Here is a 16,814-nt window from a genome sequence, read left to right on the forward strand (position 1 = left end):
GTCCGGATCCCCCTGGCGAAGCGCCGTAGACGCCGCCGACCGCAACCCGGTCGGGGGGGCGGCGCGCCGCCCCCCCCCGACCCCCGGCCCCCGCAGACCACGTCCCTCCTCGCGACCATCCCTTGCCGGCCTGCGGAGCCGCAGCAAAGTGCGCCGCGGAAAACCGGGTGCCCGCGCGGTGTCCGCCGGGCACAATCGTCGGCGATGCCTCAGCTGACTGCCGACCGGCTGCTCGCCGCCGTCGAACCGTTGCCTCACCCGCTCCGGCTGCGCGAGGTGGCCCGCACCGCCGCCTCCCTCGCCTCCTCCGAACTGCTGTCACTGATCGCCGAGTTGGACGGCCGTGGGCCGTACGAACGTCGGCTCGCCGCGTTGGCCGCCCTCGCCGGACGGCAGGCGCGCCATCTGATCGACCGGATCGACGACCCCGACCCGGTGGTGCGCCGCTACGCGCTCCGGGCGGTCGGGAAACTGCCCGTCCCGGGCGACGACCTCGAGTTCGCGATGCTCACCGCCTCGAAGGCGGTCCGTGCGGAGGTGGCCCGCGCCATCCTGCGGGCCGGGCGTACGGCGGTGGCCGACCGGCTGGTGCCGGTCGTGCGCAGGCGCTGGGGCGTGGCCGAGGCGGCGCGGCTGCTGCCGGTCTGCTCGGCCGAGGTCGTTGCCGCCGAACTGCCGCTGCTGGCGCATGCGATCACCCTCTCCACCTCGCTCGGCCGCCGCCACCCGGTCGTCGTGCTGGACGAGTCCGGGCGTCAACTCGCCGACTTGCCATACGGGTTGAGGCAGGGCTTCTGGGAGCGGAACGCCCTCGGCCTGGCGGCTGCCGCCACCCGCGAACCGGCCCGGGTGCTGGAGCTGCTGGAGCGCCACCCCGTGGGCGCCCTCCCCCATCCACTGCGGGACCGGCTCGCCGACCTCGCCGCCGTCTCCACCGCCGCCGCCGAACGGACCGTCCGCCTTCTGCTCGCGATCGGCCGTCAGCGCTACGACCCGCCGCTGCGGGCGGACTTGGCCCGCCGACTGGCCGCCGCCCGGCCGCACGGCCTCGCCGCGCTCGCGCACCGAGACGGCAGGGACCACCTGACGTTGCTGCGCCTGATGCCCCCGGCCCGACGGGCCGCCTTCTACGACGAGGTGGCGGCGCTGCCGGGCCCGAACCGCGCCTGGGACTCCGTCGACGTCCTCGCCGTGCTGCCCGCGAAGGAGCGGCACGCGCGGGCGCGGGCCCGGCTGGCCGCGGACAGCCAGGACGTCGGCCGGCTCGTCCTGCTGCCGGTCGCCGAGGCACGGGCGGCGCTGCTGGCCGAGACCCGCACAGCCGATGTCCTGGACCGCGGCTGGGCCTGGGCGCAGCTGGTCCGCCAGGCGGAACTCTCCGGGGAGCCGGGCGCGTTGTACGAAGCGCTCGAACTGCTCGTACGACTGCGCAACGAGCAGGACCTGGTCCGCCGTGAGGCGCTGGACGCGGTCGCGGCCGTCCCGCCGCGGCTCTTCGACGATGCCACCGCCGGGCCTCTGGAGCGGCTCACCGACGACGCCTTGACGGCGCGCGACTGCTCGGCGGTCACCCGCGCCGCCCTCGTGCGGCTCGCGGGGGCCGTCCTCGGCGAGCACGCGGGCGGGCCGGCCCGCGAGCTGGTCGCCTGGGCCGTCCGCACCGTCGAACGGACCGGCGGCATCGGCCTGACCCTCCCGCCACGGCGCGAAGGGGCGGCGGTCGACGAGCTGTGGGAGGCCTTGGAACGCTCGGCCCGGACCCGGGACGCCGCACTGCTGCTCACGCTGGCCGAGACGCTCGGCGCCCGGTCACGACGAGTCCCCGCGCTCGGCGAGCTCCTGGAACGCGTCCTGCACGCGGGCGGCGACACCGCCGTCGAAAGGGCCGTCGCACAGCTGCTGCGCAACCCCGCCGCCGGCCCCGAACTCGTGGCCCGGCTGCTGGCGCTGAGGCCGTCGGCCATCACCCTGGCCCCGGTCCGGGCCGCACTGGCCAGGGTCCGCACCGATCTGCTCGACCTCCTGCTCGCGACTCCCCTGACCGAGGGGGACCTCGCCGACGCCGGCCGCTGGCTCCCCGCCCACCAGCACGCGGCCGTCGAACAGCTCACCCGTACGGTCGACGACCCCGCGCGGACCCTGGACGAGCGCGCCGCAGCCCTGCGCGCCGCCGCCCGGATCCCCGTCCACGGCGAAGCCCTGCTGTATCGGTACGCGGACTCCGCCGAGACCGTCCTGGCCGAGGCCGCGCTCGCCGCGCTGCCCTGGACGGAACGTCCAGCCGGTGCGCTGCCCGAGTTGCTCTCCCACGCCGCGGACGACCGGGCCCGGGTCGCCCTGTACGCGGCGGGCCGCGCCGCCCGGTTCGCGCCGAGCGCCGGACTCCTCCCGGGGCTGCGCCGCATCGCGCTCGACCCGGGGACGAAGGCGACCAGCCGCAAGCAGGCCGTCCGGCTCGCCGCCGCACACCTGGTCCTGTCCGACGCGGCCGCCCTGCTGCGCGAGGCGTACGCCGCGCCCGAGCAGCACCCGGACGTCCGTGCCGCCGTCCTGGCGACGATCGGCGAACGGATCGCCGACCTGCCGTTGTGGGACGTGCTCGATGACGCGGCCGACGGACCGCCGGATCTGCACACGATGCTCGTCCAGCACCTGCGCCCGCACGAGGTGCCCGCCGGGCAGCGCCCCGAATTCGCGCGCCTGATGGCCCGGTTGGCTACTGGCGACGGCCTCTTCACCGCCGTACCCGCGCAAGGACACCTCGTCTCCTGGGGACGGTACGCGCCGGAGGCCGTGCGGGCACTCGTCCCTCTCGTGACCGATCTTGCCGAGCGGGACCGCTGGCAGGGGGCGGCCCGGACGCTGACCGGGATGGCGTTGTCGGACGCCCCGCACCCGCTCGGCGGCTGCGCGCCGGGCAGCGTCCTGGCGGACGCGCTGAGCGCGCTGATGGAGTCCGTGCACGCCGGGGACCCGGCCCTCCCCGGCCGCGACCAGCCGGCCCGGCAGCGGATCGCCAAGCTCACCGGCTCGCTCTGGAGCAACGACGCCCCCGCGGAAACCTTCCGGGCCACCGTGCGCGAGGTCGCCGCACTCCTGCTGACCGAACCCGCGCTCCTGCCCGAGGCCACTGCCCAACTGGTCACGGCGCTCGACCTGGACGCCCCCGACACGGGCGAGCGCCTCGCCGAACTGGCCGCGCTCGTCGCCGACCGCCCGGCGCTCGCCGTGACCACCGCCGAGGCGGTGCGCCGACGCGGCTACGGACGACCCGAGGCTCCCGAGCACGCCTTGGCGGCCGCCCGCCGGCTGGCCGCCGAGGACGGACTCGCTCCCGGCCTGTTCGCCGTCGCACTGACGACGGTGGGGGCGCAGCTCGGCTGGCCCGCTGCCTGGCGGGAGGTGCTGCACGGCCTGCGCCGCCACCCGCGGCCGGACGTCCGCGACGCCGCGCGGGCGGTGTTCACCGATCCGGCGTGAGCGGACGTCGTGGGGACGCGCGGCGCGGAGGGCGCCCGAGCCGGACTGCGAGCGATGACCCGGCGACCGACTCGCCGTCCCGTGGTGTCCGGGGCGGATGGCGTGATCGGTCATGTGCCGTGGCCCGAAAGTGTCTTGATGGACAGTCACATCCGGTGAAAGCGTGGACACGTTCCGTGTTGATCGCGTGGCCGACGGCAGCCCTTCGGTCACCCGGCATGAGGTGGCAGCTTGAGGGAGACGCAGCACCTGGCGAAGGTCTACAGCGACCGGGCCTACGTGCACACCACGACCGTGCGGCACCAGGGCAGCACGGTCGCGTTCGCGATGGACGACCAACGGCGCATCGTCTACAGCGTCCTGGACCTGTCACAGCACGACGAGGCGAAGGGGGAGGCGGACGCGGCCTACTGGTCGGAAGACCCGTTGCCGCTGCGCTTCCCCTCCGAGGTGGCGCGGGTCGGCTACGCGGTGGCGGGGACCGTGCGGATGCCCGTCGTCAAGCGCGGCGGGCGGGTCGAGGCGGACGCGGCGGAGCGGCTGGACGACCAGGAGCTGGACCGGTTCCTGTCCAGCACGGCACGGCTCGGCGCCGCCGCCCCCTTCCACGTCCTCTCCGACGGCACCCACCTGTACGTGCTGCGCCAGTCGGTGCGCGCCGACCACCCGGACGCGGTGTTCCGGCTCACCGACGGCACCCGCTCCTCCGGCGACCCGGCGCGCACCGACTACCTGGCCACGGGCGGTCGGGCCAAGGTCCCGGCGGTCGACGCCACCCTGCTGTGCGACCGGTTCGTGCTGGCCGGCGGCGAGTTGAAGCCGGTGCTGGAGGTCCGCTACCGGCGCAGCCGGCACAAGGGCCGCCCGGACTCCGCCAAGGACAGCCTCGGCACGCAGGACATGGAGGGCCGGCCGTTCGTCGAACCGACCCAGGAGCTGTCCTTCGTCCGCAACCTCTCCGAGGGCCGGTTCACCGCCCTGCTGGTACCCACCGCCGTGCACGGCCGGGAGCGCTGGCAGATCTTCGCGCACAACGACGCCACGGGCCGGATCGACGGCTTCAGCGTCGAGCGCGGCCGGGACGGCCTGTTCAACACCCAGGGCGCCCAGGCCTGGACCAGCCCCGACCCGCGCCACCGGGACGCCGTCTACGAGAGCTCGCCCGGCACGTGCCCGTTCACCGGCCGGCCGCTGGTCCCGGCGGCGAGCGAGAACGGCCGGGCCGGGACGGCCCTGCGCTTCGACGGCGTCGACGACGTGGCCGAACTGCCGAGCAGCGCCCTCGACCTGGCCGACTCCGACTTCACCGTGGAGTTCTGGGCCCGGCGCACCGCCACCGGCGGCCGCGAGGACTTCCTGATCGGCCACGGCGCCTCCAAGGGCGTCCGGCTGCGGACCCTGCACATCGGCTTCCGGGGTGACGACACCTTCACGTTCGCCTTCTACGGCGACGACCTGAACATCCCGCAGCGCACCGCGGACACCGACTGGCACCACTGGGCCTGTGTCTTCGTCCGGGACACCCGCGAGCAGATCGTCTACCGCGACGGCGTCGAACTCGGCCGCCGCACCACGGACATGCCGTACGCCGGCCTCGGCGGACTCACCCTGGGGCGCGGCATCCGCTCGTACGGGCGCGGCGAGCTCGACGAGGTCCGGATCTGGCTCCGCCCGCGCGGCGGCGCCGAGATCGCCGCCGACCGCGGCCGCCGGCTGATCGGCAACGAACCCGGGCTGGCCGTCTACTACCGCTTCGACGAGGGCGCCGGCACCACGCTGCACGACCAGACCGACCACGCCCGGCACGCCGCGTTGAGCGGCGGCCCCGCCTGGGTCACGTCGGAGGCCCCCGTCGGCGAGGACTCCGGGGTGAGCCGCAGCAGCTTCGCCTTCACCGGGCGCCGGGTGGTCTCCGGCCTGTCCGCGCTGCTGCACCACCAGCAGGAGGCCGCGCCCGCCGGCTACGACCAGACGTCCAAGCCGGTCAAGCGCCAGGCCAGGGTGCTGCTCGCCTGCACCACCGGCGGGCCCGACCCGGTGACCGGCCAGGCCACCGACGAGGCCCACGTCGCCACCGTGGACCTCGGCGTCGGCCGGGACGGCCGGCTGGCGCAGGTCCCGGAGGAGCTGGCCCTGCCGCTGCTGGCCGCGCCGGAGTCCAGCGGGAACGTGGAGGCGGCCGGCGACTTGGACGCGCAGGTGGCCCGGCTGAGCCAGGACATCGCCGCCACGGAGGCCGAGATCACCCGCCTCCAGCTGGAGACCGCCGAGGCCCCCGACGTCGAACGGCAACGCGCCGAGGCGCGCACCGCGTTGGAGAGCGACGTCACCTACTGGCGCTACCGGCTGCGGTTCAAGCTGCAGAAGGACGGCAAGGACCAGTACCTCGCGGTGCAGGGCGACCGCAAGGACAGCATCACCCCGCTGGTGCGCACCGCCGACCGGCAGGCCGCGTCAACGATCTGGACCTTCGAACCGACCGGCACCACGCTCAACGGCTACCCCTGCTACTTCGTCAGGAACGCCAACTCCGGACTCGACATGAACGTCGACAACCGGAGGACCGGCAACGACATCCCCCTGATCCAGTACCCCCGGGAGACCGACAACGCCGCCACCCACTTCGCGCTCGACGGCTGGAACGGCAACAGCCTGGTGGCCCGGCACAGCTACCAGCTGGTCGCGGCCCGGGACAGCCAGGGCGACCGCATCGTTCAGTACGACTACGCGACGGCGAAGGCTTCCGGCGAGGGCGTCCTGGTCCCGGAGCGGATCGACAACTCGCTGAAGACCAACCCCACCACCGACCGGCTGAACCGGCAGATCTCCGAGCTCACCCAGCGCCTGGAACTCCTCGGCATCAAGCAGGACCGGCTCGCCCAGCTGCGCCGCGACCTGGCCGCCCAGCAGGCCGGCCTGGTCGCCAAGCAGGAGGAGCTGGGCCGGCTCACCGGCGGGGTGCGCGGCTCCGACGACATCGCCCTGCCCGTGCCGCAGCTGACCGTCGACCGCACCGGGCTGAGCGCGTCCGGGGCACTGCTGGGCTTCGCCCGCGCCGCCGACCGCCCGTTCCTGCTGGACAGCGCCACCGGCAACGTCGTGCTCTACTTCCGGGGCGGCAACGGCCAGTTCTTCGCCGCGTACTACGACAGCCAGGTGCTGCGTCCCTCCCGGCAGCTGGCCGCCGGCGGGCGGACGGTCTCCTTCACGGCCCGGGACGCGAACACCGACCTCACCGGGACCGGGATCACCGTCGAGGCCGGGGACAGCCCGATGCAGGTCACCCTCACCATCCGGCACGACGGCCGGACCGAGAAGTGGTCGCACCTGCCCCGCCGGGCCGAGGACTTCGCCGCCGTGGTCAACGGCGCGGCCGAGCAGCCCGTCACGATCGGCACAGTGCTGCGGATCGACGGAGACGTGGTGCAGTTCACCGAGGGCACCCTCGCGCCGCTGGCCGGGCCCGGCTTCGTGACCGTCGGCGGCCACGGCTTCCGCTTCGAGGGCAGCCACCCCGCCGGGTCGAAGTCGCTGCGTCTGGGCGCGGGCGCGGACCGGACCCTGCTGAAGCCCGGGATGAGCGTGCAGCGGGTGCGCTACGACCACCGCTGGTCCGAGTCCTCGCAGCCCGGTACCACTCTCGCGGAGGGCTCCCGGCTGATCACCGTCGACCCCGGGGGCCTGGCCGAACTGCCACTGGGCAGCGCGGACGGCCTGGTGCGCGGCCACGGCGGGCGCTGGCGGGCCGACATGCCGGGCCGGGCCTACGCCTTCGACGGCAAGGGCCGGTTCCTGGCCCTGCCCGCCGGGCAGTTGCCCCGGGCCGCGACCCCGGGCGACCTCACCCTGGAGACCTGGGTCAACCCGGAGCGGGTCGAAGGGCCGGTGCGGCTGCTGCATGCCAACGCCGGGGACACCCCGTACGGCCTCGGCCTGCTCGGTACCCAGGCGACCTCCGGGCTGGTCTTCGACGGCGTGGACGACGCCGCCGTGGTGCCCGGCGCCTTCGGCTTCGGCGACGGCGACTTCACGGTGGAGTTCTGGGCCCAGCGAACCGCGATCGACAGCCGGTCGCACTACGTGCTCGGCCACAGCGGCGACCAGGGCCGGGCCGGCGAGAGCCTGCACATCGGCTTCCGCTCGAACGGCTTCTTCACCTTCGGCTTCTACGGCGACGACCTGGACACCACCCAGCGGTTCTCCGACACCAAGTGGCACCACTGGGCGTGCGTCTTCCAGCGCGAGACCCGCCGACAGGTGATCTACCTGGACGGCCAGGAGATCGCCCGCCGCACCGCCGACGCCCCGTACCGCGGACAGGGCCGGTTCTCGTTGGGCTCGGTGGCCTGCTGGCCCCGCGAGTTCGCCGCCGTCCGGCTGGACGAGGTGCGGCTCTGGTCCAAGGCGCGTGGCGGCGACGAGCTGCGGGCCGACCAGGGGCGGCGGCTGAACGGCAACGAGGCGGGGCTGCTCGGCTACTGGACGTACTCGGCGCCGGCACCCGGCGCGCAGGCCGTGCTGGCCGACCGCTCCGGCAACAACCGGCACGCCGAACTGCGCGGCATGCCCACCCCCGTCCCGGCCCGCGCACCGATCGCCGCCGGCGGCTACCGGGCCGTCGCGGCGGTCGGCGACCGCCGGGTGGTCAGCCGGGAGTCCTTCCCGCTGCGCGAGTGGAGCCACCTCGCCCTGGCCTACCAGCAGTCCTGGGCAGTGGAGTTGACCGGCGACGCCTACCTCGAAGTCCCGGACGACGACGCGCTGGACATCGCCGACGACCTGACCCTGGAGGTGTTCGCCCGCGTCGACCGCCTCGGCGAGACCCAGGGCCTGCTCTCCAAGGGCCGCACCGCCGACGGCGTCGGCGGCAGCGTGCCGTACCGGCTGGCCGTCCTCCCGGACGGGCGACTGGAGTTCGCCTTCGAGGAGCCCGACGGCCGGGCCGTGCGCTTCACCTCCACCGAGGGCGTGCGGGCCGGGCAGTTCCACCGCATCGCCGTGGTCCGCAAGGGCGGCCGCTCGATGCAGGAGCAGAAGGGCACCAAGCAGATCACCGCCACCGGCGCCGACGGCAAGCCGGTCACTCAGAGCGTCGAGCTGGTGGAGTCGCTCGCCGTGCGCGAGTGGCAGGACATCCGCTTCCACCTGGACGGCCGGGAGATCGGGGCCGGCCGCTACGAGGGCCCCGGGCCGCGCGGCAACGACGCGCCGCTGGAGCTCGGCCGGGCTCGCGAGGGCGCCACCGTCCAGCAGCTGACCGGGGTGCTCGCCGAGGTCCGGATCTGGGGCACCGCCCGGGACGCCGCCCGGCTCGCCACCGCCGTCACCGCCCGCGACCGCGGCCTGGTCGCGCACTGGCGCTTCGAGGAGAACGCGGGCAGCACCACGGCCGACGCCACCGGCTCGCACCCGGCCCGGCTGCGCGGCGCCCGCTGGGTGCGCAACCCCGACCCGCGCGGCAGCGTCTTCCGCCTGTACCGCAACGGCGTCGCCGTCGCCTGCGATCCGGCCGGCACCCCGGGCCTGCCCGACACCGCCGCCTTCGCGGAGAACGGCGACGCGCAGCTGACCCTGGGCGCGGTGCTCAAGGGCGGCAAACCCGCCGAGGCGTTCGACGGCGTGCTGGAGGAAGTGCGGATCTGGCGCACCGCCCGCACCCACGAGCAACTGCTGGACAACCTGTTCACCCGGCTCAAGGGCGAGAAGGAGGACCTGGTCGCCTACTGGCCGTTCGACCGGGACTCCACCGAGGCGAGCGCCGCCCAGGTCCGCGACGAGGGCCTGCGCGGCAACCACCTGGAGTTCGGCCCGGAAGCCACCCGCCCGCGCACGGTGCTGTCCAGCGCACCGGTCTCCAACGACGCCGCCCAGGTGCGTTCGGCCCTGGCCGGCCTGCGCACCCCGTTCCACCAGAGCGTCTCCGCCGCCCCGGCGGTCGCCGAGTACGCCGACATGCAGTACGGCTCGCGCGGCGAGGCGTTCGGCGTCCTCAAGCGCGCCTACAGCTACCTCCAGGACGGCCGCTGGCACCTGATCACCGGCTACAAGGTCGGCGAGCTGGTCAGCGAGTGGGTCAGCCAGGTCCAGTTCGACCCGCAGCTGATCGGCTACGTCGAGGGTGCCCCGCCGATCCCCTCGGAGAACCTCACCGCGGGCCTGACCGACCCGGGCAGCGACACCTTCGAGGGCGCCTCCACGGTCAAGCTCACCGAGGCCGAACAGGTCGTCCGCTCGTTGTCCTCCGCCAAGGAGCGCAGCGTGGACGCCGCCTTCGGCTTCGCGCTCTCCAACGAGGTGGACGTCGACGTCTGGATGATCACCGCTCCGCTGGGCTTCGGCATCGCCAAGTCCATCGCCAAGGGCGGGGTCTCGGCGAGCGTGCGGGGCAACCTGGAGTTCTCCAACAGCTGGGCCGAGGACACCTCCGTCTCCCAGGGCGAGAACACCGCCCGGACCACCAAGGTCACGCTCACCGGCCACTGGGAGGACCCGGGCCGGGTGCTCAACCCCACCGCCGGCCGGCGGTACGTTCCGGCCAACACCGGCTTCGCCGTCGTCCAGTCGCAGACCGCCGACGTCTTCGCGCTGCGCCTGGCGCACAGCGGCGCACTGGTGGCCTACCGCATCCAGCCTAACCCGGACATCCCCAAGGACTGGAACGTCGTCCCCTTCCCGATCAACCCGCGCTACACCAAGCAGGGCACCCTGGACGGCACCGTCGGCTTCGACGAGCGCGGCAAGGTCGCCGACCCCGACTACCAGGGGGCCCGCGACCGGGGCGAGTACAGCTACTTCAAGCCTCGCGAGGCGTACGCGCTCAAGCGCCGCATCCAGCGCGACCAACAGCGCCTGCACAGCTACTACGACAGCGTCTCCACCGAGACCCACGCCCCCGACCCGCTCGCCCAGCGGGCCGGCCGGGTGCTCGGCGGCGCGATCGGCGCGGACGCCTCGCCGGCCCGCGGCCGGGACGCCACCGACAGCGCGACGGGGCAGGGATTCTCCCGCCGAGACCTGGTCAACACCTACGTGTGGACGGCCGCCGGGGGCTTCTTCGCCGAGACCACCGAGACCACCGACGTGGTCAGCGAGACCACGGCCGGCTCGTACTCGCTCTCCGGGTCGGTGGGCACCTCGATCGGCACGTCGTTCCAGATCGCCGGCATCGGCGTCGGCGCCCAGCTCGACGCCTCGGTGGGCGGCGGGATGACCAGCACCCGGGCCCGCGGCAAGGAGGCCACCCGCTCCTTCGGCCTGGAGGTCGAGGTCGCACCCAGCAGCAACCTGCAGAGCTACGACGGCGACCGCAACCCGGTCTTCGACCGTGACGGACAGCCCGTCAAGGTGCCCGGAAAGGTCGACGCCTACCGCTTCCTCAGCTTCTACCTCGGGGAGGACAGCGAGCACTTCGACACCTTCTTCCACAAGGTCGTCGACCCCCTCTGGCTGGAGAACGGGCACGACCCCAACGCGGCGGCGCTGCGCCAGGCCCGCCAGTCGGACCGCAAGCCGCCGTGCTGGCGGGTCCTGCACCGGGTCACCTTCGTCAGCCGGGTCCTGCCCGACATCCCCCCGGCCGACGCGCCCCCGCTGGAGAAGGCGATGCGGCAGCTGGACGTGGAGAGCAACTACGAACTCGTCCGCCGCCTCGACCCGTACGTGAAGTCCGCCGCCACCGGCCTGCCCGAACTGGCCGACGCCACCCGCACCACGCTCGCCCGGGAACTGCCGGAGCTGCTCCCGCACGCCGACGACGTGATCGGCTTCCTCGCCCAGTACTACGGCGTCGAGGCCTGAGCCCCGGGTCCTGGTGCGGGTCCGCCCGCGCCAGGGCCCGGATCCGACGTCCGACCGGTCCCCGTCGGGACCGTAGGTTGTCGAACGCCGCGCCGCCGCACCGGAATCCCGGCGCGGCGGCGCGGCGTTCCTACCCGGCTGTCACGCCGGGCCGGCCAGGGCGGGGATCAGCCGGACGGCTTCGGGGGCGTGGGCGTTGTGGTGCTCGGCCCAGGTGGTCAGGGCGCTCTGGCAGGCGTGGTCGAGGTGCCGGAGTCCGGTGAGGTCCAGTTCGACGACGCGGTCGGCGGGCAGGGCCTCCAGGGCGTCCAGGAGCTTGGGCAGCCGGAGGAACGTGGCGTTGCCGGTCAGGCGGACCCGGACGACGCCGTCGGGACGCTCGTCCGTCTCCACGTGCAGGCGGGACGTCTCCCAGGCGCTCTTGAGGATCGACAGGCCCAGGCCGATCAGCACGCCTTCGAACATGTTGACCGTGACGATGGCGACGGCGGTGGCGGCGAGGACGAGTGCCTCCGGGCGGTGCTCGCGCCACAGCGGTCCGAGCTGCTTGAACGGCAGCAGCTTGAACCCGGCGTGGACGAGCACACCGGCGAGGGCCGCGACGGGGATGACGGCGAGGGCCGCCGGGAGCAGCGCGGCGAAGAGCAGCAGCCACACGCCGTGCAGCACGCGGGACGCCTTGGTCCGGGCGCCGGCCTGGACGTTGGTCGCGCTGCGGACGATGACCGCGGTCATCGGCAGGGCGCCGAGGGCGCCGCAGAGCGCGTTGCCCGCTCCCTGGGCCATGAGCTCCTTGTCGTAGTCGGTGCGCGGCCCGTCGTGGATCCGGTCGACGGCGGCCGCGCTGAAGAGGCTCTCGGCGGAGGCGACGAGCGTGAAGGCCACGATCGTGACGATCAGGGCGGGGGTGAACTGGCCGAGCACGCCGGCGTCGGGCGGCTGGATGGCGTCCAGGAGGCCCTTGACCTCGACCTTCTTCACCGGGCCGTCGAGCAGCCAGGCGGCGCCGGTGGCGAGCAGGACGGCCACGAGCGCGCCCGGGACGACCCGTACCCTGGCCGGCAGCCGTTGCCACAGGACGATCACGGCGATGGTGCCCGCGCCGATCGCGAAGGACTGGCGGGCGGCGGGTGAGGAGACGAGCTGGGACAGGAGGCCGGGCAGGCCGAGGAGCTTGTCGACGCCGCTCGCGGGGGCGGGCCTGTCGGCCATCGCGTAGAGCTGGCCGGCGATGATGACCAGGCCGATGCCGGCCAGCATGCCCTCGACCACGGCGACGGAGATCGCGCGGAACCACCGGCCCCAGCGCAATGCGCCGAGCAGCAGCTGGAGCAGGCCGGTCGCGGCGACGACGACGCCGAGCGCGGGCAGGCCGAAGCGCTGCACGGTCTCGGCGACCAGGACGGTCAACCCGGCCGCCGGGCCGCTGACCTGGAGACTGCTGCCGGGCAGCATGCCGGTGACCAGGCCGCCGACGATGCCGGTGATGAGGCCGAGTTCGGCGGGCACGCCCGAGGCGACGGCGACGCCCACGCACAGCGGCAGGGCGACGAGGAACACGACGAGCGAAGCGGTGACGTCGTACTTGAGAGTGGGAAAGCGCATGGGAGCCCTCATCCGTGGAGGTTCGTCGGTGGTGGGCCGCGGCATCACAGCGGCAGGAAGGCGTCGGTGCCGGGGCGGTGGGTGAGGACCGCGCCGGTGTGCACCTCGTAGAACCAGCCGTGCAGCGCGAGGCGGCCCGCGTCGACGCGGCGGGCGACGCTCGGATGGGTGTGCAGCCTCGCCAGCTGGTCCAGGACGTGGCGCTGCACGGGGCCGGCGAGGTCCTGGTCCGGCTCCTGGCCGGGTGTCAGTTCGGCGCCCTCGGCGAGCCAGTCCCGCACCGCGGGCACGCCGGTGAGGTCGTCGCCGCGCACGACGGCGCCCACGGCGCCGCAGTGGGAGTGGCCGCACACCACGACGTCCGCGACGCCCAGGACCTCGACCGCGTACTCGATGGTCGCGGCCTCGGCCGACGGCACGCGCGGCCGGTACGGCGGGACGATGTTGCCGGCGGTCCGCATCTCGAAGAGGTCGCCGGGGCGGGCGCCGGTGACGGCGGAGGGGATGATGCGGGAGTCGGAGCAGGTGATGAACAGGGCCTGCGGGTGCTGGCCGGCCGCGAGCCGCTCGAAGTCGTCGGCGGTCTGTGCGGCGCGGCGGTGGAAGGTGCGGGCGTGGTCGATGAATGCTTGCATGTCGGTGCCTCGGGCCCTTCGGAAGTCTTGTGGGGATGGAGACTTCGGGACCGTGCCCGCTCGGTACGGAGGCAGGTTGCAGCGCGACGGTGACGGCAGGGGCAGCACTGCCGTGGACCGTCGCGAACCGCCGTGACGCGCGGTGGCGTGGACGTGTGGGTGTCCGTGCCACCGGTGAGCGCGCCACCGGTGAGCGTGCGGGCGCGGTCGGCGCCGATCAGCAGCGGAACACCTGGAGGACCGCCGCTCTGGGCTGTCTGCGGGCCCAGTACGGCGCGTCGGGGCCACCGGCCGGCGACGCGATCCCGGGGGAGGGCGCTTCGTCGGCGAGGACGGAGGTCAACTCGGGTCGGCGCTCCTGGACTTCGACGTTCCGGGGCCGGGTCCAGCAGAGGCCGGGCAGGTTCTTGGGAGCCGGCGCGTCCTCGGCGAGTTTCGCCTGTGCGACGACCCGTGGGCAGCCGTCCTCCCGGAGGAGCGCGGCCGTGGACTGGGAGAGCATCAGTACGCCGAGCACGGCCAGGAGGGCCACGGCGACGGCACCGACGACCCTCCCGACCAGAGACATTGCCGATTCCTTCCGCACCCTTGGCTTTTTCTTGAACTCCTGTCGAGGATGACGAGCGTGAAAGGGAGTCAGTTCCGATAGGCCGGTGAACAATGCGTGAATCAGTATTGCCGGATGAGTGAGAACGGGGCGCGGCCGGGGTGGTATTCGGCATGGCCCATCACGAATTCATCACCCTTTTCTGATCGGAATCCGATGGTCCGGGTATTCGCAATTGCCGCCCTGTCGGACGGGGAGTCGGGGCCGGCGTCACCTCATGGACGACCGCGCCGAGGGCCGTCGCCCGTGCGCGCCTGTTCATGACTCGTTCGCCGTGCTCGCTCATGCCGCCGCGTCGAGGTCGGAGGCGAGCAGGTCGGCGAGCTCCTTGAGCGCGTCCTGGGCGCCGTCGCCGACCGCGGCGAGCTCCAGGGTCTCGCCGCAGCCGGCGGCCAGGGCGAGGACGGACAGCAGGCTGCGGGCGTCGACCGGCGGCCGGCCCGGCCGGCCGACGGTGACCTTGACCGCCTGGCGGGCCGCGGCCTGGACGAGCAGGGACGCCGGGCGGGCGTGCAGGCCGCTCCGGGAGCCGACGGTGACCTGGATCGAGTGCATGGGAGTCCTTGGAGGAGGTGGAGGAGGTGGAGGAAGTGACCGCCGACCCGGGTGGGAACCGGGTCGGCAGCGGAGTGGGGCACGGTGGCCCGCGCACGGGGTGAAGCGCGGGCCACCGTGTTCGCGCCGGGTCTTCGCGGTACGGGGGCAGTGACGGAGACCGGGCGGTCGGTGGTTTCACGCCCGTTAGCGTGTTGTTTTGTTTGGTTCTACGCCCGGACATCGAGGGATGTCAACACATTCGGGCAATCGGGGTTCGCGGGCCCAGAGCTGGCGCGATCGCTTGCTTTTTCGGCCGGAGCGCGTATGGTCGGGCCTCATCAGGCGTAAACGGACATGAAACGGACCCGATCCCACATGTATGCACCCGAGCGGCAGCAACAGATCCTCCGCCTGGCCCAGGAGCAGGGCAGGGTGGACGTGCCGACGCTGGCCGAGGACTTCGGCGTCACGCAGGAGACCATCCGGCGTGACCTGAGCGCCATGGACCGGGCCGGACTGCTGCACCGGGTGCACGGCGGCGCCCTGCCCGCCGGCGCACTGCACCTGGAACCCGGCCTGGCCGAACGGGACTCCACCGCCGCCGCCGAGAAGGAGCGCATCGCCAAGGCGGCCCTGGCCCTCCTGCCCGCGGAGGGCAGCGTGATCCTGGACGCGGGGACGACCGTCTCCCGGCTGGCCGGCCTGCTGCCCGCCGACTGCGCCCTCACCGTCGTCACCAACGCCCTCCCCGTCGCCGCCAGGCTCGCCGACCACCCGGCGCTCGCCCTCCACCTGGTCGGCGGGCGGCTGCGCCACCGCACCCAGGCCGCCGTCGACGCCTGGGCGCTGCGCGACCTGGCCGACGTCCACGCGGACGTCGCGGTCGTCGCCACCAACGGCTTCTCCCCGGAGGGCGGGCTGTCCACCCCGGACCTCGCCGAGGCGGCCGTCAAACGCGCCATGCTCACCGGCGCCCGCCGCGTGGTGCTGGTCGCCGACTCCTCCAAGTACGGCGTCCGCCACTTCGCCCGGTTCGGCTCGCTGGACCAGGTCGACGTGCTCGTCACGGACACTGGACTGACCGACGAGCAGACCGCAGAGATCGAGAACCTCGGACCGGAAGTCATCCGCGCATGATCGTCACCATCACCCCGAACCCCAGCCTCGACCGCACCTACGAGCTGGGAACGCTCACCCCGGGCGAGGTCAACCGGGCCGCGCACGACCGGCTCGACCCCGGCGGCAAGGGCGTCAACGTCTCCCGCGCGCTCGCGGCCGCCGGCCACCGCACCACCGCCCTCCTGCCGCTGGGCGGCCCCTCCGGGCACCTGCTCGCCGACCTGCTGCGCCGCCAGGGCATCGACGTCGCGGCGGTCGCGATCTCGGGCGACACCCGCATCAACGTCTCGATCGCCGAGGACGGCGGCAGCCTCACGAAGGTCAACGCGGTGGGCCCCGAGCTCAGCGCCGCCGAGTCGGCCGCGCTGCTGGCGCTGGTCCGCCAGGACCACCTGGGGAACGACGTCGACTGGCTGGCCTGCTGCGGCAGCCTGCCGCGCGGACTGGCACCGGAGTGGTACGCGGAACTGGTCGCCCAGGTGCACTCGGGGGGCGCCCGGATCGCCCTGGACACCTCCGGCCCCGCGCTGCTCGCCGCGCTGTCGGCCCGTCCCGACGTGGTCAAGCCCAACCGCGAGGAACTCGCGGAGGCCGTGGGCCGCCCGGTCGCCACCGTCGGCGACGCCGTCGACGCGGCCGGGGAACTGCGCAAGCGCGGCGCCCAGCAGGTCCTCGCCAGCCTCGGTGCGGACGGGATGCTGCTGATCGCCGACGAGGGCAGCTGGTACGGCAGCGCACCGGTCGCCGCCGTCCGCAGCGACGTGGGAGCGGGCGACGCCTCGCTCGCGGGCTTCCTCGGAGCCGGTGGCACCGGCCCCGGGGCACTCGCGGCGGCCCTGGCGCACGGGGCCGCCGCCGTACAACTGCCGGGGAGCGTCATGCCGACCCCGGCCGATCTGGACCCGGCCGCGGTGGTCGTGACGGCGGACATCCCGCTCGAACGGCCGCTCCGCGGTTGAGCCCGCGGCTGAGTCCGCGGTTGAGCCCGCGGCTGAGTCCGCGGTTGAGAACGGCCTCTGCCTTGAGGCACCACG

Annotated in this window: 8 protein-coding genes; 4 read left to right on the forward strand and 4 right to left on the reverse strand. The window is 74.0% G+C overall.

Going from position 1 to position 16,814, the window contains the following annotated elements:
* Window positions 1-204: 204 nt before the first annotated feature.
* Window positions 205-3,480, forward strand: a complete 3,276-nt coding sequence (locus ACFXDE_RS29805) for a hypothetical protein (protein ID WP_380497776.1) — start codon at window positions 205-207, stop codon at window positions 3,478-3,480.
* Between the two features lie 231 nt (window positions 3,481-3,711).
* A complete protein-coding gene (locus ACFXDE_RS29810) occupies window positions 3,712-11,277 on the forward strand; it encodes a LamG-like jellyroll fold domain-containing protein (RefSeq protein ID WP_380497778.1) in 7,566 nt (2,521 codons plus the stop codon).
* Window positions 11,278-11,418: 141 nt separating this feature from the next.
* On the opposite strand, the gene ACFXDE_RS29815 is transcribed toward ACFXDE_RS29810, so the two are convergent.
* The 4 genes from ACFXDE_RS29815 to ACFXDE_RS29830 all read right to left on the reverse strand — a co-directional run bounded on the left by ACFXDE_RS29815 (window position 11,419) and on the right by ACFXDE_RS29830 (window position 14,679).
* Window positions 11,419-12,882: a SulP family inorganic anion transporter gene (locus ACFXDE_RS29815; RefSeq protein WP_380497779.1), complete on the reverse strand. Its 1,464-nt coding sequence runs from the start codon at window positions 12,880-12,882 to the stop codon at window positions 11,419-11,421.
* A 44-nt stretch (window positions 12,883-12,926) separates the two neighbouring features.
* Entirely contained in the window at window positions 12,927-13,517 is a 591-nt protein-coding gene (locus tag ACFXDE_RS29820) for a carbonic anhydrase (protein ID WP_380497781.1), read from the reverse strand.
* 217 nt (window positions 13,518-13,734) lie between these two features.
* Window positions 13,735-14,085, reverse strand: coding sequence for a hypothetical protein (locus ACFXDE_RS29825; RefSeq protein ID WP_380497783.1), 351 nt, complete (start codon window positions 14,083-14,085; stop codon window positions 13,735-13,737).
* Window positions 14,086-14,406: 321 nt separating this feature from the next.
* A complete protein-coding gene (locus tag ACFXDE_RS29830; protein WP_380497785.1) occupies window positions 14,407-14,679 on the reverse strand; it encodes an HPr family phosphocarrier protein in 273 nt (90 codons plus the stop codon).
* 357 nt (window positions 14,680-15,036) lie between these two features.
* Here ACFXDE_RS29830 and ACFXDE_RS29835 point away from each other — a divergent pair, with 357 nt between their 5' ends.
* Window positions 15,037-15,798, forward strand: coding sequence for a DeoR/GlpR family DNA-binding transcription regulator (locus ACFXDE_RS29835; RefSeq protein WP_380497787.1), 762 nt, complete (start codon window positions 15,037-15,039; stop codon window positions 15,796-15,798).
* The gene (gene pfkB / locus ACFXDE_RS29840; protein ID WP_380497789.1) at window positions 15,795-16,739 is read left to right on the forward strand and encodes a 1-phosphofructokinase; all 945 of its coding nucleotides are present in this window, start codon (window positions 15,795-15,797) and stop codon (window positions 16,737-16,739) included. Before ACFXDE_RS29835 ends, pfkB begins: the two co-directional genes overlap by 4 nt.
* Window positions 16,740-16,814: the final 75 nt, after the last annotated feature.

The organism is Kitasatospora sp. NPDC059408 (assembly GCF_042751525.1).
GTDB lineage: Bacteria > Actinomycetota > Actinomycetes > Streptomycetales > Streptomycetaceae > Kitasatospora.